The sequence below is a fragment of the Neoroseomonas marina genome, assembly GCF_012927745.1.
Classification (GTDB): Bacteria; Pseudomonadota; Alphaproteobacteria; order Acetobacterales; family Acetobacteraceae; genus Neoroseomonas; species Neoroseomonas marina.
The window spans coordinates 75027-95250 of sequence record NZ_JABBKX010000003.1; the positions used below are offsets into that span (position 1 = coordinate 75027).

A 20224-nucleotide genomic window follows, 5' to 3' on the forward strand; every position below is an offset into this window, starting at 1 on the left:
GCTATCCTTGCCGCGGAGTGTGCCGCAGCGCAGCGCAGCGCGCCAATCCGGCGTTGCGCGCCCCTGCGCGCACCAATCCAACGTTCTCGCTCCGGTGCCGCATCAATGCACCGGGCAGTTCAGGCGATACCGCCAGCGGGTGTTCGCGAAGGGGCCGATGACGACCACCTCCACCACGTAGTCGCCGCCCTGGGGCTGCCAGTTGAAGCCGATCCGCCCGCGGCCGCTGACCATGCCCGGCGTGCGCGCCAGCACCCGGCCGCGATAGCGGACCTCGATGCTGTCGGGCACGGTCTGGGTGTCGTAATCGACCGTGACCGGGCCCGCGTTGGGACCGAGGAAGTGCCGCGTGCGCGTCTCGCCGGCGCCGCCCGACTGGGTGTCGACGTTGCAGGGCTCCGTCCCCGGCGGCGGGGTCGGCGGCGGCTGCGGCGGCTCGGGCGGCGGCGGCGGGGGTTCCGGCGGCGGGGGCGGCAGGGGCTCCTCGGGCCGCGGCGGCGGCTGGGGCTGGGGTTCCGGCGGACGCGGCGGCGGGGGCTCGGGGGCGCGCGGGATCGGACAGGCCAGGCGCCGGCGGCCGAGTTCCTCCTCGAGCCGCGCGAGCTCGGTCCGCAGGTCGCGCTCGCCGCGTTCGGTCTCGACGAGGCGGGCCAGGGCCTCGAGATCGCCCTGCGCCGCGACGCAGGCGGCCTGCGGCGGCGTCAGGAAGCGCCAGGCGAGCAACGGCCCCAGCAGCCCGGCGAGCAGCGCCAGCAGCGCCAATGCCCCGAGCGTCAGCGCCCAGACCCCCCAGGGCTTCCGCGGCGCCGGCGCCCAGTGCACGCCGTCATCGAACCGCGCGAGCAGCCCGAGCGCGCCCGGCGAGGCCGCCCCGACATGCCCCCAACCCGCGAGCACCGGCCGCCCGTCGACGGCAAAGACCATGTCGAAGGAGGGGATTTCCGCGATCGCCGGCCACAGCCGCGCGAGAACGCCGCCCCCGCTCGCGCCCTGGCGCTCGGCCTCGCGCCGCAGGTCGGACAGGATGCGCCCGGCCTCGGCCGTCAGCGCGGCGCGGGACGCAGCGTCGATATCGGCATAGCGCGCCATGCGCGCGCCCTCGGCGCCCCAGGCGATGCCGCCATCCTCGGGCACCGGCTGCGCGAAGAGTGCGGCATGGGCGGGCGAGATCCGCCCGGCCTCAGCCTGGAGAGCAGCGTAGGCCTCGGCCAGCGGCATCGGCAGCAGCGGGCGGAGATCCTGCTGGCGCGTGGCGATGAGGCGAATCATGGCCGACCGCTCCGATTCAGACATCCGGTGCTCGCCGGCCGCGCCGCCTGCGCCCTCCTGTCATCGGAGCGGATCATGGCCGACCGCTCCGATTCAGACATCCGGTGCTCGCCGGCCGCGCCGCCTGCGCCCTCCTGTCGTCGGAGCGGATCATGGCACCGTGAACTCGCCGACGACCTGGTCGCGCACGCCCTGGCGCGCCGTGCCGGTAATGACGCGGTCGGGCTGCCCCTCCTGCCGGATCGTGACGCGGTAGGGGGTGGTGGGGCCGTCCGCGCGGTCGAAATAGTCGACCACGACGCGGTAGCGGCCGGGTGCGGGATTGTTCTCAAAGACCACGTTCTCGACCGGTGTGCGCGTCGTCGGCCCACCCGTCGCGTTGCGGTCGATGTCGAGCGCCCCGCCGCAGGCCGCGCGGTTGCGGAAGTCGATACGCTCCCCGCTCGGGCAGATCACCGCGAGGTCGAGGTCGTTGCGGTCGTCCCAGGCCAGGATCACCTGCGTCCGCCCACGCCGCGCGCCCTGGCGGTCGGCGCGTTCGACGTCGGCATTGCGCTGCGGCTCGGGCTGGGGCGGGGGCTGAGGCGGTTCAGGTGGACGCGGCGGCGGCTGTGGCCGCTCCGGCGGACGGGGTGGCTCGGGCGGGCGCGGCGGCGGCTCGGGGGCGCGGCAGAGCAGGCGGCGTTCGCCCGCCTCGGCGACGATGCGGGCGAGTTCGGCGCGCAGCGCGCCTTCCCGCGCCTCCTCCTCCCGCAGGGCATCCAGCCGCGAGACCTGGCCCTCGGGTGCGATGCACTGCGCCTCGGGTGTGGCGAACCAGCCGAAGGGGTCCTTCCACAGGAGCCAGAACGCGAGCAGCAGCGCGAGCAGCACGAGCAGGAAGGCCAGCAGCCACGGCCAGACGCGCCGCGCCGCGATCGCGGCGGCCACCGGCGGCCCGACGATCGCCATCGGCGCGACCGGCGTCGGCACCATCCGCACGAGCAGTTCGCGCGCGGCCCCCGCGCCGGCGGCCGTGTGGCCCCAGGGGGCCAGCACCGGCACGCCACCCCGCACGCGGATCGCGGTCTGGTCCGGGATCTCGAGCGCCAGGCGCAGCAACTCGCCGAGGAACCGGTCGCCATCATTGGTCGAGGCGCGCAGCTTCTCCGCCGCTGCCTGGATCTCGGCGACCATCGGCATGAGCAGGCCCATCACGGCCTGCTGCGACGCGTGGTCGAGCTGCGGCAACGGCACCGCCTGGCCGGCGCCCGGCGCGTACCAATCGATGCTGCCCTTCTCGGGATCCGGGTTCGGCTCGGCGAACAGCGCAGCGTGACGCGGGGAGAGCGCGCGCCGGAGATACTGCGTCAGCTGTTCCCAATGCTGCACCGAGAGCTGACCGCCGACGCCCTGCGCCAGCAGGTCCCGGTTCAGCGTGGTGGCGATCAGGCTGTCGTCCACGGGGGCGTCCTGCCTTCCTCGCTCAGCGCGGCGCGGCGGGGGCCGCCGGCGCGGCCGGCGGTGGCGCGGGCGGAGAAACAGCCGGTGCGGCGGCAGCGGGTGCCGCCGCCGGCGCTGGCGCCGCGGGTGCGCCCGCCGCGGCCGGCGCGGTCGGCACGGCCGGCGCGGTCGGCGGCGCCGCGACCTGCGCAGGCTGGCAGGCGCCCGTCAGGTCCGCCACGTTGACGTTGTTCGCCTGCAGGAAGGTCATCAGGCTGTCGACCTTCTGCGCGTAGGAGACGCGCTCCCCCTGTTCCGCGTTGAAGAAGCCGAAGGTGTTGACGCCGACGACGCGCCCGCAGCGATCGACCAGCGGCCCGCCCGAATTGCCCCGGCTGATCGCCGCGGTGTGCGGCAGCACCGTGAGGCCGGAGGGCAGGTTCTGCACCGCGCTCACCAGCCCGTCCGTCACCGCGAGTTCCGGCACCGAGCGGATGTTGCCGTCGAGCAGCGCCTGGAAGTTCGCATCCGTCTGCATGATCGCCTGCGGGAAGCCTGCGGCGATGACCGGATCGAGCCGGCTCGCGACCCGCGTCAGGCCGAGCGGCGAGAGCGCGGTCGCCTCCGCCGGCAGGCGCAGCAGCGCGAAGTCCGGCTTGCCCGGCGCGGGTTCCGGCGTCTGCGCCATCACCTGCACCGTCACCGGCCGCCCGAGCCGCCGGTTCACCACATAGACGCGCGCGGGATCGAGTGGTGCGACCACATGCGCGTTGGTCACCACGACGCCCGGCGCGACGACGAAGCCCGTGCCGGTGCCAACCCCCTGCCCGTTCGCGAGCGGCCCGAGCACCAGCACCGTCGCCTGGTCGAGCAATTCGATCAGCGTGCCCTGGAAGGCCTGCTGCCCCTGCGGCGTCGGCGGCAGCGACGAAGGCTGCATCGGCGTGATCTGCGGTGGCGTCAGTGGCGAGAGCCCGAAATCGCCGGGCCGGCAGACATCGCCCTGCAGCGCCTGGCGGGCCTGCTCGATCTCGCGCTGGATCGCCTCGTTGGTCTGGCGCTGGCGGATGATCTGCTCGTCGATGCGCGAGGAATCGGCGACATGCGCGACCAGGCGCTGCTCGGCGATGCGTTCGGAGATCAGCCGCCAGCCGAGCCAGAAACCGAGGCCGAGGAAAATCAGCGCCACCACCACGCCGACCGGCAGCAGCCACCAGTTCCAGGCTGAAGACGTTGCGCGTGCGGCGACCGGCGCCGCGGCTGCGGCGGCCAATGGTGCGACCGGCGGCGGCACCGGCGCGGCAGCCGGGCGCGGCGGCGGCGCGGCGGGGCGTGGTGGCTCGGGCGTCGGCGCACCTTCGGCAGCCAGCGCCGGCGGCAGCGCCGCGCCATAGACCGCGCGCAGATGCGCCGCGCGCGAAGCCGGGTCGCGCAGCGCGCCCGGCGGGGCAAGGCCCCACCCCGTCAGCACCGGCCGGTCGTCGAGCGCGAGGATCGAATCGGGCCCGGCCAGCACCAGCGCGCCGCGCAGCAGCGGATCGCCCATCAGCGGTGCCAGCGCGGAAAGGTCCTGCTGCAGCCGCGCCTCGATCATCGCGCGGCGCTGCGGCGGCAGGCTGGCGAGCGGCACCGGGTCGCCCGCTGCCTCGGCATACCAGGAAACGGAGCCGGGATTGCGCCCATTGCCCCAGGTGACGACGGGTTCGGCGAACAGCGCGGCGCGGTCCGGGCCCAGCAGCGACCGCAGCCGCGCATCGGCGTCCAGCACCGCCGCACCGCCGACCGCCACGGGCTCGAGCCCCTGGAGGTCGGTCTTCAGGATGAAGCGCGGGCTCGCCATGGTCTCGTCGGCTCCGGACGGGAGTGGTCGGCGGCGCCTGCGAATCCTGCGCCGTCCAACCGGACTGTAGGGATCATGTTCGGCGCGGAGAATGGCTTCGCCGTGGCGCCCATCGCCTTGCGCCGCCGCAAGCGACTATCGCCTGAAGCGCTTCACGGACTGTGAGCCGGCTTCGTTGACCGGAGAGGCGCCGAGGCGCAGCACGCCGCCCCGCGATCCGTCACCCCCGGGAAGCCCCCCATGCTGCGTCGCACCATGCTGCTGCTCATGCTGCTTGCCGGCCCTGCGCTGGCCCAGCCGTTGCCGACGACCAAGCCGCCACCGCTCGGCGCGCCGGCCGAGGCAGCGCCGGCGCCGAGTGCGGGCGGGGGGCTGATCTGCGCCGCCCCGCTCGCCAATGCCTGCCTGACGCAGCAATCCGCCTGCCAGGTCGCCTGCCCCGGCATGTGGAGCATGAACCCGAACGCGCCGGCCTTCACGCCGACCGACCGCGCCAGCTGCATGCAGCGCTGCATGAACGACTACCTGGCCTGCCGCCGCCGCAACGGCTGCTGACCCGGGCGTCAGCCCATCCGTGCCCAGAGTTGCTGCGACAGCGTGCCGAGCCGGTCCTCGATGGCGATCATGGCATCGACCACGAGATCCTCGCGCCAGCGCTGGCCCAGGATCTGCACCCCGATCGGCTTCGGGCCCTCGGGGAAATCGCCCAAGCCCGCCGGCACATTGCCCGCCGGCAGCCCCAGGTAGTTGCCGAGCGTCGACCAATGCCCCTGGCCGATGCTCTCGCGTAGGCCTTCGGCACCTTCCGCGTCGCGACCCGGCGGATAGAAGGGCACCGGCAGGAAGGGCGAGAGGAACAGCGGGTACTTCGCCATCAGCTCCGACCATTGCCGTGCGTAGAAGGTGCGGCGGGCGAGCAGTTGCAGCATCGCCTTCATCTCGACGGGCGGGGTGCGGCGGTAGTTCTGCTCGAAGACGTTGCGGATCGCGGTCGACCCGTACTTCTCGATGTCCTCGGCCATCAGGTGATAGCTCTCGGTCATCAGCGCCTGGCGGCCTTCGAAGGCGATCTCGCGCAGCGAGGGCGGCGCGATCTCCTCGACCACATAGCCCGCATCGGTCAGCGCGGCCCGGGCGGCGCGCAGCGCCTTTTCGACCAGCGGATGCAGCGGCAGGTCCGGCGCCTCAAGGCTGAAGCCGACCTTGATCGGCCCCTCCAGAGCAGGCCCGAACCAGGGCAGCGGGACGTGGAAGGGATCGCGGGGATCGGCGGCGATCATCGGCGGCATGGCGAGGTGCAGGTCGCGCGCCGAGCGCGCCAGCAGCCCCTGCGCCGACATCTGCTGCGCAAGGATGCCGCGCTCGGCCGTCTGGGACGGGTTGTAGACGGGCACGCGCCCGACGCCCGGCTTCACCGTGACGACGCCGTTGCCGGCCGCCGGAAAGCGCAGCGACCCGCCGATGTCGTTGCCGTGACCCAGCGCGCCGATTCCCGCCGCGACCGCCGATCCCGCCCCACCCGAGGAGCCGCCCGGGCTGACATGCCGCCCCCAAGGGTTCCAGGTCTGGCCGTAGATCGGGTTGTCCGTCTCCGCCCGGCGGGAGAATTCGGGAACGTTGGTCCGTCCGATCACCACCGCGCCGGCATCGAGCAGGTTCTTCACCAGCGGCGCATCGCCGGGCGCGACCATGTCCTTGAAAGCGACGACGCCGTTCGAGGACGCCTCGCCCTTCTGGTCGATGTTGATCTTGATCGTGATCGGCACGCCGTGCAGCGGGCCCTTGGGACCCTTCGCGGCGTCCAGCGCCTTGGCGCGTCCCAGCGCCGATGCCGACAGGTCGGTGACGACGGCGTTGAGCGACGGGTTCACCGCATGCATGCGATCGACCGAGGCGCGAACGGCCTCGACGGCGCTGACCTGGCCGGAGCGCGTGAGCGCGCTGAGCTCGGTGGCGGAGAGTTGCCAGAGAGGCGTGGATGTCACGGCGATGCGGCCCTTGCTGCAGTTCTGCGTCTATCGGTGCACGTCACGGCGGCCGGGGCAAACCGGCTCAGGCCTCGACGACGACGTAGGAATCCTCGACCCGGACCTCGAAGGTCTCGGCCGTGTAGGGTCCTTCGACCAGCGTCGCGCCGGGTTCGACATGCGCCGGGAAGGGCCGGACCTTGGTGCGGCGCGGGTCGAACCAGGATTTGCCCGTGCGGATGTCGAATTCCCACTGGTGCCAGGGGCAACGGACGAACTCGCCGGCGCGGGAAAAGCGATAGGTCCCCGGCTCCTCCGACTGGGTCAGCCCGCAGAGGATGCCCCCGGACAACGGCCCGCCCTGGTGCGGGCACCGGTCGAGCAGCGCGAAGAACGCGCCGTCGAGATTGAACACCACGATCCGCTTGCCCGCGGCCTCGACCACCTTATGGCCTCCGGGCGGAATCTCCGCGACCGGGGCGACGACATGCCGTGCCATCAGAACCCGAACAGCCTCCGCGCATTGCCGCCATAGATCGCCGCGCGCTTCTCCTCCGGGATGAAGGAGGGGATGGCGAGGCGCGGATCGTCGAAATCCCAGTGCGGATAGTCCGAGGCGAACAGGATCCGGTCCCAGCCGATCCATTCCATGGTGTCGAGCAGATGCTCGGGCCGCTCGGGTTCCTCGATCGGCTGGGTCGAGACGAAGACGTGCTCGCGCATGTACTCGCTGGGCGCACGCTTGAGGTGCGGCACCTCGTCCTTCAGCCGCTTCCAGGTGGCGTCGAGCCGCCAGGCGAGCGACGGCAGCCAGCCGAAGCCGCATTCGATCAGGATGACCTTGAGTGTCGGGAAGCGCTCGAAGATGCCTTCCACCACCATGGAGGAGACCTGCGCCTGGGCGCTGGTCGCGTGCTCCTGCACTTCCTCGACATAGAAGGACGGCCAGCCGCCATTCGTCATGGCATGGCCGGAATAGCCGAAGGCGTGGATGCCGACGGGCAATCCGGCCTCGGCGGCCGCTTCCCAGATCGGCCAGTAGCGCTGGCGGCCGAGCGGCTCGCAGGTGCGGCTCATCAGCAGCACCTGGCAGAAGCGCTTGTCGCCGGCCCAGCGGCGGATCTCGGCGGCCGAGGCGGCGCCGTCCTCATAGGGCACGACGATCGAGGCCTTGAGGCGCGGCTCATGGTCCACCCAATGCGCCAGCTGCCACTCGTTCACCGCCCGCGCGAGCGCGATCGACAGCCCGTCGTTCACATCCCCCTGCCCCGAGGGCTGCAGCGGGTTCAGCACGCCGAAATCGAGCCCGTACTGGTCCAGTAACTGGTGCTGGAGGAAGGGCAGGTCCGAGGCCGGCGGCCCGCCGCCGGGCGGCCAGGCATCGCGCCGGCAGGCGAGCGGCGCCGCCTTCGGGAAGGGATAGCCCTTCGCGAAGCCGTGCCGGGCATGGATGCCGTAGGTCGCGAGGCGGTGCCATTCGGCATCCGACAGGAAAGGCCGGAATTCCCCAAGGTCGCGCACCCGCGGATGGATGTCGCAGTCGATGAGGCCGAGCGTGGCCGCGGCGGGCCGCCCTGGCGCGGCGATGGGCCGGACGAGGTTCATGCGCTTCCTCCCTCCCGCAGGCGAGCATAGGTCGCGCGCGGGTTGTCGACCATGATCTTCGGCAGCAGCCCCTCGGGCAGGCCGGGCGGCACGGTGGCGTCCTCCTCGAAATGCGCGTGCGGCCAGTCGGTGGCCCAGAGCAGCATCTCGTCCGAACGCAGGTGATCGAGCAGGCGGCTCACGGTGTCGGCATCCTCGGGCGCGTCGAAGGGTCGCACGGTCAGGCGGACATGGTCGCGGATGATCTCGGCCGGCGGGCGGTCCACCCAGGGGATCTCGAAGCGCACGCCCTTCCAGGACTTGGTCAGCCGCCAAAGGAATGACGGCAGCCAGGAAACGCCCGATTCCGCCAGCACCACCTTGAGGTTGGGGAACTTGCCGAAGACGCCCTCGGTCAGCAGGGAGGCGAGGCTCGCCTGGAAGCCGAGCGAGTTGGACGCGTATTCCTCGACGTACCAGGACGGCCAGCCGACCGAGGTCGGCGGATGCCGCCAGGCACTGCCGGCATGGATGGCGAGCGGCAGGCCGTGCTTCTCGAGTGCCGCATGGACCGGCCACCATTCGCGACGGCCGAGCGGGATCTCCCCCATGCAGAGCACGAGGCCCTGCACGAAACGGTGATCGGGGGCGAGGCGCTCGATCTCGGCGACTGCCTCCTCCACCCCGTTGGGCAGCAGGATGGCGGCACGCAGGCGGGCGTCCTTCTCGAGCCACTCGGCGCGCACCCAATCGTTCACGGCGCGCGCCATGGCGGCCGACATGTCGCGGCTGAAGGGCAGTTGGACGGGGAACAACGGGTTGAGGATTCCGGCCGCCGCGCCCCAGCGATCCAGCGCCTGGGCCTGCACGCGATCGACCGTCGCCGGCGCCTGACCATTGGCACCGCGCCAGTCGGCGCGGACGGTGCTGGGTGCGTTCGGTGGATAGGACGCGCTTTCGAGCACCTGGATGCCGCGCTCGACCAGCGTATGGCGCCAGTAGTCGTCCATGTAGGGCAGCAGTGCCGCGACACCCGGAACATGGGGGTGCAGGTCGCAGTCGATGACGCCTTGGATCACGGTCCCTCCGCCTGCCCTCTGCCCGGGCGACGTCATAGGGTCCTCCGTGTCGGCGGCGGGGGCAACCCCCGCCGGCCCAAGGCTGCTATTCCGCCGGCGCGACGGCCCCGTGGCCGCGCGAGAAGCGCTGCGCAAGTCCGTCGAAGGCGAGGTACAGCACCGGCGTCACGAACAGCGTGAGCGCCTGGCTCACGACGAGCCCACCCACCACCGCGAGGCCGAGCGGCTGGCGCAGTTCCGCCGCTGCGCCCCAGCCCGCCGCGATGGGCAGGGCGCCCGCGCCGGCGGCGAGCGTCGTCATCATGATCGGGCGGAAGCGCAGCAGGCAGGCCTCGCGCACCGCCTCGAAGACCGGCACGCCGGCGCGCTGCCGGTTCAGCGCCACGTCCACGATCATGATGGCGTTCTTCTTCACGAGGCCGACCAGCAGGAGCACGCCGATCACCGCGATGACGGACAGGTCGAGCCCGAACAGCCGCAGCGTCCAGAAGGCGCCGAGCGCCGCCGCCGGCAGGCCCGACAGGATGGTCAGCGGATGGATCAGGCTCTCGTAGAGGATGCCGAGCACGAGATACATGATCAGCACCGCCGCCAGCACCAGCATCCCCTGCCCGGCCAGCGCCTGCTGGAAGATCTGCGCCGTCCCGGTGTAGCCGGTCACGATGGTGGGCGGCACGCCGATCTCGCGCTCGACGGTGCGGATGGCGTCCACCGCCTGGCCGAGCGAGACGCCCGGGGCGGTGTTGAAGCCGATCGTGACCGCCGGCAGCTGCCCCTGGTGGCCGACCGTCAGCGGGCCGGTCCCGCGGTCGAGCCGCGACACCGCCGAGAGCGGAACCAGACGCCCGCCCTGCGCGCGGAGATACAGCTTCGACAGGCCGGTCTCGTCCCGCTGGTCCTCGGGCAGGGCCTCGAGGATCACCGGATAAGCGTTGGCCTGTCCGTAGATGGTCGAGATCTGCCGGCTGCCGAAGGCGGAATAGAGCGCCTGGCGCACCTGGTCCTGGCTGACGCCGAGCACCACCGCGCGGTCGCGATCCACCGTCACCTGGACGACGGGGCTGTCGAGCTGGAGGTCGGTGTTGACGTCCTGCAGTTCAGGGACGCGTTGCAGCCGCGCCTCGATGCGCTGGGCCCAGTCATAGAGCTCGTCCAGCCGCAGCCCCTGCAGGGTGTAGAGGTAGAGGGTGCGCGACTGCCGGGCGCCGAAATTGATGTTCTGGATTGGGTTCACGAAGATGCGCATGCCCGGGATGCCGGCGAGCTGCCGGCGAAACTGCTGCACCACCTCGGGCATCGGGGGTCGTTCGCCCGCCGGCTTCAACTCGACGAAGATGCGCCCCTGGTTGATCGAGGCGCTGCCACCCACCGCGCCGATATTGGACACCACGGAGACGACATAGGGCGAGTTCTGCACGATGCTGGCGGCGCGGTTCTGCATCTCCGCCATGGCCTCGATGGAGGCGCCGCGCGGCCCTTCGGTGCTGACCACCATCAGGCCGGTGTCCTCCACGGGGAAGAAGCCCTTGGGGATGGTGATGGCGAGCCACACCGCGGCCGCGAAGGAGGCCGCGAAGGCGAGCCAGACGAGGGACCGCCAGCGCAGCGCGAAGTCCAGCATCTTCGCATAGCCGTGCTCGACCGCGACGAACCCCTTCTCGAGGATCGTATCGAGCCGCGAGGGCTTGGGATGGGCCGGCAGGCGGGAGGCCATCAGCGGCGTCAGCGTCAGGGACACGACGCAGGAGGCGACCACCGCCAGCGAGACCGTCGCCGCGAAGGCGTTGAACACGCGTCCGACCACGCCGCCCATGAGCAGGATCGGCAGGAAGACGGCGATCAGGGAGAGGGTGATGGAGATGACGGTGAAGCCGATCTCCTTCGCGCCGCGGATCGCTGCCTGGAGGGGCGCGACCCCGTTCTCCATGTGGCGGACCGCGGCCTCGAGGACCACGATGGCGTCGTCCACCACGAGGCCCACCGCGATGGTCAGGCCAAGCAGCGTCACGTTGTCGATGCCGTAGCCCAGGGCATACATCAGCCCGAAGGTGACGCAGAGGCTGATCGGCACCGCCACCGTCGGGATCAGCGTCGCGCTGACGCGCCGCAGGAACAGGAAGCAGACCAGCACCACCAGGCCGATGGCGATCAGCAGGCTTTCCTGCACGTCATGCACCGCGGCGCGGATCGAGGCCGAGCGGTCGAGCAGGACGCCAAGTTCACCGCCCGGGGGCAGTGCCTCGCGCAGGGCGGGCAGCGCGTCGCGCACGCCGTCCACCACCTCGACCGTGTTGGCGTCCGGCTGACGCAGCACGGCCAGCACCAGGGCGCGCTGGCCGTCCCGCCAGGCCGCCACACGCTGGTTCTGGACCCCGTCGCTCAGCCGGGCGATGTCGCCCAGCCGCACCGGCGCGTTCGGCCGCCCCCCGACCACGAGGCGCGAGAAATCCGCGGCATCCTGCGGCTGATCATTGGCGCGCAACGTCAATTGCTGGCGTTCGCCCTGCAGCAGCCCGACCGGGGTGTTCGAATTCGCCGCGGCGATGGCCTGCTGCACCTGGTCGAAGCCGAATCCCATCGCGGCGATGCGATCGGGGTCGAGCTGGACGCGCACGGAATAGAGCTGCTCGCCATAGACCTGGACCTGCGCCACACCCGGCACGCGCGACAGCGCCGGCCCGACGATGGTGCTGGCGATGTCGTTCAGCCGGTAGAGCGGCACGTCGCCATTCGTCCCGAGGGTCAGCAGCAGGACCGGCGCATCCGCCGGGTTGACCTTCCGGTAGGATGGCGGGGTGGTCATCTCCGGCGGCAGGCGCCGCTGGGCGCGCGTCATCGCCGCCTGGACGTCCTGCGCCGCCGCGTCGATGTTGCGGTTCAGCACGAACTGCAGCGTGATTTGCGTTGTGTCCTGGCCGTTGACCGAGGAGATCTGGTCAATGCCGGCAATCGTCGAGAACTCGCGTTCGAGCGGCAGGGCGACGGATGTCGCCATGGTCTCCGGACTCGCCCCCGGCAGGTTCGCGAACACCGTGATGACGGGGAAGTCCACGCGCGGCACGGCGGCGACCGGCAGGCGCAGATAGGCGACCGTCCCGGCGATGACCGCCGCGATGGCGAGCAGGCTCGTCATCACGGGGCGTCGGATGCAGAGTTCGGAGATGTGCATGGCCCGGACCCGCTAGCGCGTGGCCTGGGAGATGCGCTGCGATCCCTGGGCGGGTGCGCTGCGCTCGACCGCGCGGCCGCCATCGGCGACGCGCTGGGCGCCTTCCACGATCACCCGGTCGGTCGCCGCGAAATCGCCGCGGATCACCGCCCGCCCGGCCGTCATGCGCACCAGCTCGACGGGCCGGCGCTTGGCCTGGTTGCCCTGCAGCAGGAACACGAAGCGGCCATCCTGACCGACCTGCAACGCCGCGGCCGGCACCGACAGCGCGTCGGGCTCGATCCGGGGGATCAGCGCGACGCGGATGTACTGGCCGGGCCAAAGCCGGACCGGCGCATTGGCGAAGCGCGCCTTGAGCGCGATGGTGCCGGTCTGGGTGTCGACGGCGCTGTCGACGAAGACCAGCCGCCCCTCGACGGGCGCATCCGGGGATTCCGCGGGGAAGGCGCGCACCACCGGGCCCTCGCCGCCAGCCGCCATGGCCGCGCGGATCTCGCCCAGCCAACGTTCCGGCACCGAGAACTGCACCAGGATCGGGTCCATGCGGGTGATGGTCGCCATGCCGACATTCTCGGCCTGGCGGACGAAGTTGCCCGGGCGCAACGGCAAGGCGCCGAGCCGCCCGCTCATCTCCGCGCGGATGGAGGCGAATTCGATCTGCAGGCGGGTCTGGCTGACGATCGCTTCGTCCGCGCGCACGATCGCCGCGGCGGAGGCCGCGTCCGCCTGGGCCTGCTCGAAGCGCTGCTGCGCCGCGTAGCCCTCGCCGCGGAGCGACTGGTAGCGCACCAGATCGGACTGGGCGCGGGACAGCAACGCGCGGTCGCGCGCCAACTGCGCCTCCTGCTGGGCGAGCAGCGCCTGGTTCATCCGGGAATCGAGGGTGAACAGGGGGTCGCCCCGTTCGACCATCTGGCCTTCCTCGACCAGCACCTGCTCGACCTGCCCGTCGACGCGAGGCCGGACGGTCACCACCGCTTCGGGCACCACGAGGCCGTTCGCCATGATCTCGATCGGCAGCGGACCCCGCTGGACGAGTTCCGTCGTCACCGGGATCGGCGGCAGCCCGGCCGGGCGGGCCTGCTGCACGGGGGCCTGCGCGTCCAGGCGCTGCTGGTACCAGTACCAGCCGCCAGCGCCCGCACCCGCCACGACCAACGCAAGAAAAATGCGCCCGGCTCGCGCCATTCAGACCTCCGTGGCAGCCCGGAACGGGCCGGCGACGATAACAGGTCGCGCCAACCCCGGTTCGGCTACCGATTGCAGTCCCCCAGACGGCTTGCCGGCGGCATGCGCCGGCAGCCGATCGGACGCAATTATTGTGCCCTGCGACGCAGCGCCAAGGGCCGGGCACTGGATGCGCCCCAAGATGACCACTTTGCAATCCCCTTCAACCGGAACGTGCATTGCTTTCGCCGGGGGATTGAGCCCTGCGGCCACCCGCGCCACGCTGTCCCGACATGCACATCGATATCCCCCCGCCCGGCGAAGCCGTTCCCCTCTTGCCCGGCCTGCGCTGGATGCGCTTTCCGCTGCCCTTCCCGCCCAGCCACGTGAATGTCTGGCTGATCGAGGATGGTCCGGGCTGGCTCGCCATCGACGCCGCCATCTCGAATGACGAGACTCGGACCAGCTGGCAGAAGGCGCTGACCGGTGCGGCCTTCGGCAACCGCCCCCTGACCGGGCTGCTGGTGACGCATTTCCACCCCGACCATGCCGGGCTGATGGGCTGGCTTTCGGCCGAGCACGGCCTGACGCCGATGATGACGCGCATCGAATGGCTGCAGGCGCGCTCGCTGTGGTTCGACACGGGTGAGGAGATGCTGGTCCACCAGGCGGAATTCGCGCGGATCGCCGGCGCGCCGGACTCCTACGGCGCCTTCCTGCGCGCCCGAGGGCCGCTCTACGTGCGCAGCGTCTCGCCATTGCCGCGGGCCTTCACCTGCATCGCGGACGGGCAGGTGCTGCGCATCGGCGGGCGCGACTGGCGCGTCATCACCGGCCAGGGCCACGCGCCCGACATGGCCTGCCTGTACTGCGCCGAGGCGAACGTCCTGATCGCCGCCGACCAGATCCTGCCACGCATCACCCCCTATGTCGGCCTCCATGCCGGGGAGCCGATGGCCGATCCGCTGGGCGCTTTCCTGTCGTCGCTCAGGCGCTTTCGCGACCTGCCAGAGGACGTGCTGGTGCTGCCCTCCCATGGCGATCCATTCCGAGGGTTGCACGCACGGCTCGACGCGCTCGATGCGCATCATGACGCCAGGCTCGCGGCGCTCGAGGACGCCTGCGCCGCGCCGGCGACCGCGCATGCTCTGCTGCCGGCGCTGTTCCGCCGTCCGCTCGACGAGCGCAGCCTCGGCTTCGGCCTCGGCGAGACGCTCGCCCATCTGCGTCGCCTCGAAGCCATGGGCCGCGTCGAGCGGATGCCCGGCGCCGACGGCGTCATCGCCTGGGCCAGGAGATAGAGATGCCCCGCCCCTCCCGCCGCATCCCGACCCCACGCGCGATGATCGTCGCGCCGCAGCCGGAGGCCGTCGAAGCCGGCGCCGCCGTGCTCGCCGCCGGCGGCAATGCGATCGACGCGACCCTCGCCTGCGCCTTCACGCAGGGCGTGGTCGATCCGATGATGTGCGGCCTCGGCGGCCTCGGCGTGCTGACCATCCACGACCCGAAGACGGGGACGCAGGTGGTGCTGGACGGGCTGTCCCCCTGCCCGGCCGGCGCGCATGCCGAGATGTGGTCGAACCTGTTCGAGCGCGAATGCACCGACGGCTACGGCTTCGTGCTGACCGGCGCGCCGAACGAGGTCGGACATGCCTCGGTCACCGTGCCGTCCATCCTGCGCGCCTTCGCCGACGCCCATGCCGCCTTCGGGCGGATGCCCTGGTCGAGCCTGTTCGACGGCGCCATCGCCTGCGCCCGCGACGGCTGGATGGTCCGCCCGCATGTGCATGCGATGTTCGTCTCGGATGAGCGCGCCTATGGCCGGGTGAACATCGCCGAGAAGCTGGGTCACACGCCGGATGGCGCACGACTGTATCTTCGCCCCGACGGCACGCCGAAGCGCCCGGGCGACCGGGTGGTGAACCCGGACCTGGCGGCGACACTCGCGACCATCGCGCGCGACGGGGCGGATGCCTTTTACACGGGCGAGATCGCCCGGCGCATCGCCGCCGACATGGCCGCGCATGGCGGGCTGATCACCGAGGCCGACCTCGCCGCCATCCGCTGCCGCCGCGTCGAACCGCTCCGCGTCCCCTTCCGCGGACGCACCCTGGTGCTGCCGCCGCCGCCCGCCGGCGGCATCTTCGTGGCCGAGGTGCTGCGGATCCTCGCCAACTTCGACCTGCCGGCGATGGGGCACAACAGCGCGGCCATGGTCGCCGTGCTGGCCGAGGCGATGAAGATCGCCGGCCTCGACAAGGATCGCCATGTCGGCGACCCCGATTTCGTCGACATCCCGGTCGAGCGGCTACTCTCCGAGGCATATGCCGCCGATTGCGCGGCGCGCATCAAGGCCGGGGAGAAGACCTCCCTCGCCCGCGTCGGCGCCGAGCCGAAGGGAACCACCACCATCTCCTGCGTCGATGCGGATGGGCTGGTGGTGAGCGTCACGCATACCCTCGGCATGCCCTCGGGCGTCATTCCGCCGGGGCTCGGCTTCATGCTGAACGGGGCGATGAACTGGTATGACCCGCGGCCCGGGCGCGCGACCTCGATCGCGCCGGGCAAGCGGCGTTTCTCCTCCATGTCGCCGCTGATCGTGATGGAGGGGGATGCGCCGGTCGCGACCCTCGGCGCGCCGGGCGGGGCCTGGATCGGCGTCGCGCTGTCGCAGGTGCTGGTAAATCTGCTCGACTTCGGCATGGGCATCCAGGAAGCGGTGATGGCCCCGCGCGTCAGCGCGACCAGCGAGACGCTCGACCTGTCCCTGCGCGTGCCGCGCGCCACCGAGGCCGCGCTGACCGCCCAGGGCTACAAGGTGAAGCGCGTGCCGACGACCTACGCCTTCGCCGGGGTGCACGGCATCGCCATGTGGGACGGCGTGCTGGAAGGGGCCGCCGATCCGCAGCGCGACGGCTATGCCGCCGGGGTCGCCTGATGGACCTGGCCGCCTTCTGCCGCGCCATTCCCAAGGTGGAACTGCACGTCCACCTGCTCGGCGCGATCCGGCTCGACACGCTGGCCGAGATGGCCCAGCGCCAGGGTGCAGGCTACACGCCGGAGGAAGTTGCGGAACTCGCGCGCCGCGACGCCAAGCCGAAGGGCGTGCTCCACATCCTCCGTGCGCTGGAACAGCGCATCCTGCGCGGGCCCGAGGACCTGCACCGCATCGCCTATGAATACCTGGAGCACGCCGCATCCCAAGGCGTGCGGCATGCCGAGATCTTCTGGAACCCCACCGGCACGGCGCGCGACAGCGGCATTCCCTACGCCGCCGGGGCGGACGCGATCCTCGCCGCCTTCGACGACGCCAAACACGACCACGGCATCTCCGCCCTGCTGATCCCGTCCATCGATCGCGAGGCCGATCCCGAGGACGCGGTGCAGATGGTGGAATGGATGGCCGCGCACCGGCGGGACCGCATCGTCGGTCTCGGCATCGACTATCGCGAGACCGACCACCCACCCGAATTCTTCTGGAAGGCCTATCGCGCCGCCAAGCGCGCCGGCTTCCGCCTGACCGCCCATGCCGGCGAGTTCGGCTGCCACTGGCGTAATGTCGAGACGGCGATCGACCTGCTCGAAGTCGAGCGCATCGACCATGGCTACACGGTGCTGGACAACCCGGCGCTGGCGCGGCGCTGCGCGGAACGCGGCATCGTCTTCACGGTGGTGCCGACCAATTCCTATTACCTCCGCACGCTGGCCCCGGATCGCTGGGCGATCGACCACCCGATCCGCCGGATGCCGCCCGCCGGGCTGCTGATCCATCCCAACACCGACGACCCGCCGCTGCACCGCGTCGATCCGGAACGGTGCTGGCGCATGATGGTCGAGGATTTCGGCTTCGACCTGGACGACCTCCGCCGCTTCATGCTGAACGGGATCGTCGGCGCCTTCATCCCCGAAGCCGACAAGCGCGGCCTCGCCGCGACCTTCTCCGCCGAATATGAGCGCCTGCGCGCCGAACTGGAAGCACCCGCATGACCGCCGCCGAAACCATCGCCGCCATCCGCGCCGACGCGCGCTTCGCCAAGGCCACCGAGACCCTGGCCGCCGAGCATGACCGCACGGTGCAGGACCTGATCACCCTGACCGAGATCCCGGCGCCCCCCTTCAACGAGGAAAAGCGCGCCGCCGCCTACCTCGAGATGCTCCGGGCCCACGGGCTCGAGGAAGTGGAGCAGGACGAGATCGGCAACGTCATGGGCATCCGCCGCGGCTTCGGTAACGGCGACATGCTGGTGGTCGCCGCCCACCTCGACACGGTCTTCCCCGCCGGCACCGATGTGCGCGTGAAGCGCGAGGGGACGAAGCTGATGGCGCCCGGCATCGGCGACGACACCTGGTCGCTGGCGGTGAACCTGGCCTATCTGCGCGCGCTCGATGCCGCGGGCATCCGCACGCGGCATGACATCCTCTTCGTCGGCGATGTGGGCGAGGAAGGCCTCGGCGACCTGCGCGGCGTGCGGCACCTGTTCGACAAGGGCCGCCATCGCGGCCGCATCCGCGCCTTCCTGACCGTCGACAGCCCGCAGGTGGAACAGATCGTCTCGGGCGGCGTCGGGTCCCGCCGTTATCGCGTGACCTTCCGCGGTCCGGGCGGGCATTCCTATGCCGCCTTCGGCCTTGTGAACCCGATGTATGCGATGGCGGAATGCGCGCGCGGCCTCGCCACCGTGGACGTGCCGAAGTCGCCGCCGACGACGCATTGCGTCAGCGTCGTCTCGGGCGGCACCTCGATCAACGCCATCGCCAATGCGGTGACGATCGAGGTCGATCTCCGCTCCGCCTCGGCCGCGGAGCTCGAGAAGCTCGACCGCCGCTTCCTGCAGATCGTCGACGAGGCCGTGGCGGCCGAGAATGCCGCGCGGTCCACCCGTGCCGGGGTCATCACCGCGGAGCTCGCCCGCGTGGGCGACCGCCCGGCCGGCGAGACGCCCGCAGGGACACCGATCCGCGACATCGCCGCCGCGGCCGTCGCGGCGGAGGGCTACAAGCCGCATTTCGAGTTCTCCTCGACCGACGCGAACGTGCCGATGAGCCTCGGCATCCCGGCGCTGAAGATCGGCGCCGGCGGGCGCGGCGGGCGGGCGCATTCGCTGGACGAGTGGCTCGACGTCGAGCCGACGGAAGTGCTGCGCGGGATGCGGACCAGCCTCGCGACTATCCTCGCCGTCGCGGGGATGGAAGGGATCCCGGGCTAGCCGCCCGTCCTCAGGCCGACCGTCCGCACCGCGAGCTGCACGCGGTCGGCCTGCACCCGGATGACGGCGGCGAGCGCGGCGGCATCGCCCGTGCTCGCCACCATCCCGGCACGGCGCAGGCGCTCATTGGCCGTCGTCTCGCCGAGGATCTCGGCTACGAAGCCCGCGAGCCGCGCCTTGATCGCCTCCGGCATGCCGCGCCAGCCGAACAGGCCTGTCACGGGGTCGTAGCGCTGTTCCGGGAAGCCCGCTTCCTCGACGGTCGGCACATCGGGCAGTTGCGGCGCACGTGCGCCGGAGGTGACCGCGAGCGCCCTCACCCGCCCTTCGCGCACCGCGCCGAGCAGCGGCGTCAGCGGCAACACGGCGAACTGGATGCGCCCCGCCACCAGGTCGAGCACCGCCGCCGGCGAGCCCTGATAGGCCACGTAGGTCAGGTCGAGCTGGTTGCGGAAGAACATCATCCGCGTGTCGAGCTCGACATAGCCAGGCACGGAGAACCAGTTCAGCGCGCCGGCGCGAGCCTCGGCATGGCGGACGAAATCCTCGAGCGTCCGGACGGGCAATGCCGCCGGAACGGCAAGGCACAGGAACTCGTTGCCCGCGATCGCGACCGGCGGGATGTCCGTCGCGGGGTCGTAGGGCAGCCGGCCATCGAAGGTGTAGGGCACCGTGGACGCAACGCCGGTCGCCGCGAGCAGCAGCGACTCCCCCGGCCGCGCCTGGACATGCGCCTGCACCGCCAGCACCGATCCCGCGCCGGGCCGGTTCTCGACCGTCACCGGGTGGCCGAGGCGCGGCGCCAGGCCCTCGGCGAGGATGCGCGCGACCAGGTCGATGCCCGATCCCGGGGCACCGGAGATGATCAGGCGGACGGGGCGTTCGGGCCAGGCGCCCTGCGCCGCGGCGCGACGGGCGAGGAGGCCGGCGAAGCCGAGGCCGCAGGCGGTGCGGCGTCCGAAGGCGTGGGGCATGGGGGGACCTCCTCCGTCCGCTTGCGCCGCGGCGGCAGGCGGCCGGCCCCGGGGCGGGCATGGGCTTCGTGCGCCTCGACAAGCCGGGCGAGGAGCGCGAGCAGCGTCTCGCCGTCGGCCTCGGTCAGCGGTGCGAGCATCCGCCGCGCGACGGCGCGCGCCGGGCCGCCGAGTTCGGCGCGCAGCGCGACGCCGGCCGGCGTCAGGGCATAGGCGTTCGCGCGCCGGTCCTGTGGATTGGCAGCGCGCAGGACGAGGCCCCGCGCCTCGAAGGCCGCCAGCGCCTGGCCGGCCGAGGTTGCGTCGACCCCGATCGCCGCGGCGAGCCAGTTGCGGTCGCGACCGGGCGTCTCGGCGAGTTGCGCCAGCAGGGCCACCTGCCAGGGGGCGATGCCGTGGCTGGCGAAGGCCTCGCTCTGGAAGGTCGCCGCGATCTGCCACAGCCGCCGGGCGAGGTGTTGCGGGAAGGGCCTGTGAAGGGCCGGGACAGGTTGGTTCGGGGCCGGGTCGTTCCGCTTTGCCATATACGGAGAATACTTCGTATTT

Annotated in this window: 16 protein-coding genes; 5 read left to right on the top strand and 11 right to left on the bottom strand. The window is 71.8% G+C overall.

The genetic code is table 11. The annotated features are described in order from the left end of the window. Positions 1 to 102: 102 nt before the first annotated feature. From GWK16_RS10340 to GWK16_RS10350, 3 genes are all read right to left on the bottom strand, one after another. Positions 103 to 1269: a hypothetical protein gene (locus GWK16_RS10340; RefSeq protein WP_170053835.1), complete on the bottom strand. Its 1167-nt coding sequence runs from the start codon at positions 1267 to 1269 to the stop codon at positions 103 to 105. Between the two features lie 150 nt (positions 1270 to 1419). After that, a complete protein-coding gene (locus GWK16_RS10345) occupies positions 1420 to 2712 on the bottom strand; it encodes a hypothetical protein (RefSeq protein WP_170053836.1) in 1293 nt (430 codons plus the stop codon). Positions 2713 to 2734: 22 nt separating this feature from the next. Continuing rightward, entirely contained in the window at positions 2735 to 4531 is a 1797-nt protein-coding gene (locus tag GWK16_RS10350) for a trypsin-like peptidase domain-containing protein (RefSeq protein ID WP_170053898.1), read from the bottom strand. Positions 4532 to 4771: 240 nt separating this feature from the next. Here GWK16_RS10350 and GWK16_RS10355 point away from each other — a divergent pair, with 240 nt between their 5' ends. Next, positions 4772 to 5086 carry a hypothetical protein gene (locus GWK16_RS10355; RefSeq protein ID WP_170053899.1) on the top strand — a complete coding sequence of 105 codons (315 nt, stop codon included), beginning with the start codon at positions 4772 to 4774 and terminating at the stop codon, positions 5084 to 5086. A gap of 8 nt (positions 5087 to 5094) precedes the next feature. On the opposite strand, the gene GWK16_RS10360 is transcribed toward GWK16_RS10355, so the two are convergent. The 6 genes from GWK16_RS10360 to GWK16_RS10385 form a co-directional block, all read right to left on the bottom strand. Further along, on the bottom strand, positions 5095 to 6516 hold the full coding sequence (locus GWK16_RS10360; protein WP_170053900.1) for an amidase: 1422 nt from the start codon (positions 6514 to 6516) through the stop codon (positions 5095 to 5097). 67 nt (positions 6517 to 6583) lie between these two features. Further along, on the bottom strand, positions 6584 to 6997 hold the full coding sequence (locus tag GWK16_RS10365; RefSeq protein WP_170053901.1) for a Rieske (2Fe-2S) protein: 414 nt from the start codon (positions 6995 to 6997) through the stop codon (positions 6584 to 6586). Then, entirely contained in the window at positions 6997 to 8103 is a 1107-nt protein-coding gene (locus GWK16_RS10370) for an amidohydrolase family protein (protein WP_170053902.1), read from the bottom strand. Before GWK16_RS10370 ends, GWK16_RS10365 begins: the two co-directional genes overlap by 1 nt. After that, positions 8100 to 9161, bottom strand: coding sequence for an amidohydrolase family protein (locus tag GWK16_RS10375; RefSeq protein WP_211187314.1), 1062 nt, complete (start codon positions 9159 to 9161; stop codon positions 8100 to 8102). The genes GWK16_RS10370 and GWK16_RS10375 overlap by 4 nt, the downstream gene beginning before the upstream one ends. An 85-nt stretch (positions 9162 to 9246) precedes the next feature. After that, entirely contained in the window at positions 9247 to 12330 is a 3084-nt protein-coding gene (locus GWK16_RS10380; RefSeq protein ID WP_170053904.1) for an efflux RND transporter permease subunit, read from the bottom strand. A gap of 12 nt (positions 12331 to 12342) precedes the next feature. Further along, positions 12343 to 13518: an efflux RND transporter periplasmic adaptor subunit gene (locus GWK16_RS10385; RefSeq protein WP_170053905.1), complete on the bottom strand. Its 1176-nt coding sequence runs from the start codon at positions 13516 to 13518 to the stop codon at positions 12343 to 12345. 272 nt (positions 13519 to 13790) lie between these two features. On the opposite strand from GWK16_RS10385, the gene GWK16_RS10390 reads away from it, so the two are divergent. From GWK16_RS10390 to GWK16_RS10405, 4 genes are read left to right on the top strand one after another with little or no spacing between them, the layout of a single operon-like run. Then, a complete protein-coding gene (locus tag GWK16_RS10390; protein ID WP_170053906.1) occupies positions 13791 to 14798 on the top strand; it encodes an MBL fold metallo-hydrolase in 1008 nt (335 codons plus the stop codon). Between the two features lie 2 nt (positions 14799 to 14800). Next, positions 14801 to 16435 (top strand): gamma-glutamyltransferase family protein, encoded by a 1635-nt coding sequence (locus GWK16_RS10395; protein ID WP_170053907.1) that lies wholly within the window; start codon positions 14801 to 14803, stop codon positions 16433 to 16435. After that, positions 16435 to 17484 (top strand): adenosine deaminase, encoded by a 1050-nt coding sequence (add, locus tag GWK16_RS10400; protein WP_170053908.1) that lies wholly within the window; start codon positions 16435 to 16437, stop codon positions 17482 to 17484. Before GWK16_RS10395 ends, add begins: the two co-directional genes overlap by 1 nt. Then, the gene (locus GWK16_RS10405) at positions 17481 to 18704 is read left to right on the top strand and encodes a M20/M25/M40 family metallo-hydrolase (RefSeq protein WP_170053909.1); all 1224 of its coding nucleotides are present in this window, start codon (positions 17481 to 17483) and stop codon (positions 18702 to 18704) included. Before add ends, GWK16_RS10405 begins: the two co-directional genes overlap by 4 nt. On the opposite strand, the gene GWK16_RS10410 is transcribed toward GWK16_RS10405, so the two are convergent. Both GWK16_RS10410 and GWK16_RS10415 read right to left on the bottom strand, forming a co-directional pair. Further along, positions 18701 to 19678: a Bug family tripartite tricarboxylate transporter substrate binding protein gene (locus tag GWK16_RS10410; protein WP_170053910.1), complete on the bottom strand. Its 978-nt coding sequence runs from the start codon at positions 19676 to 19678 to the stop codon at positions 18701 to 18703. The genes GWK16_RS10405 and GWK16_RS10410 overlap by 4 nt on opposite strands. After that, complete coding sequence (locus tag GWK16_RS10415) at positions 19570 to 20202, bottom strand: MarR family winged helix-turn-helix transcriptional regulator (protein ID WP_170053911.1); 633 nt, start codon at positions 20200 to 20202, stop codon at positions 19570 to 19572. Before GWK16_RS10415 ends, GWK16_RS10410 begins: the two co-directional genes overlap by 109 nt. Positions 20203 to 20224: the final 22 nt, after the last annotated feature.

What these genes read in the sequence shown, in the direction of transcription:
- GWK16_RS10340 (WP_170053835.1), bottom strand. Translation starts at nt 1,269, where the DNA reads ATGATTCGCCTCATCGCCACGCGCCAGCAGGATCTCCGCCCGCTGCTG.
- GWK16_RS10350 (WP_170053898.1), bottom strand. Translation starts at nt 4,531, where the DNA reads ATGGCGAGCCCGCGCTTCATCCTGAAGACCGACCTCCAGGGGCTCGAG.
- GWK16_RS10355 (WP_170053899.1), top strand. Translation starts at nt 4,772, where the DNA reads ATGCTGCGTCGCACCATGCTGCTGCTCATGCTGCTTGCCGGCCCTGCG.
- GWK16_RS10365 (WP_170053901.1), bottom strand. Translation starts at nt 6,997, where the DNA reads ATGGCACGGCATGTCGTCGCCCCGGTCGCGGAGATTCCGCCCGGAGGC.
- GWK16_RS10370 (WP_170053902.1), bottom strand. Translation starts at nt 8,103, where the DNA reads ATGAACCTCGTCCGGCCCATCGCCGCGCCAGGGCGGCCCGCCGCGGCC.
- GWK16_RS10380 (WP_170053904.1), bottom strand. Translation starts at nt 12,330, where the DNA reads ATGCACATCTCCGAACTCTGCATCCGACGCCCCGTGATGACGAGCCTG.
- GWK16_RS10385 (WP_170053905.1), bottom strand. Translation starts at nt 13,518, where the DNA reads ATGGCGCGAGCCGGGCGCATTTTTCTTGCGTTGGTCGTGGCGGGTGCG.
- GWK16_RS10390 (WP_170053906.1), top strand. Translation starts at nt 13,791, where the DNA reads ATGCACATCGATATCCCCCCGCCCGGCGAAGCCGTTCCCCTCTTGCCC.
- GWK16_RS10395 (WP_170053907.1), top strand. Translation starts at nt 14,801, where the DNA reads ATGCCCCGCCCCTCCCGCCGCATCCCGACCCCACGCGCGATGATCGTC.
- add (WP_170053908.1), top strand. Translation starts at nt 16,435, where the DNA reads ATGGACCTGGCCGCCTTCTGCCGCGCCATTCCCAAGGTGGAACTGCAC.
- GWK16_RS10405 (WP_170053909.1), top strand. Translation starts at nt 17,481, where the DNA reads ATGACCGCCGCCGAAACCATCGCCGCCATCCGCGCCGACGCGCGCTTC.
- GWK16_RS10410 (WP_170053910.1), bottom strand. Translation starts at nt 19,678, where the DNA reads ATGCCCCACGCCTTCGGACGCCGCACCGCCTGCGGCCTCGGCTTCGCC.
- GWK16_RS10415 (WP_170053911.1), bottom strand. Translation starts at nt 20,202, where the DNA reads ATGGCAAAGCGGAACGACCCGGCCCCGAACCAACCTGTCCCGGCCCTT.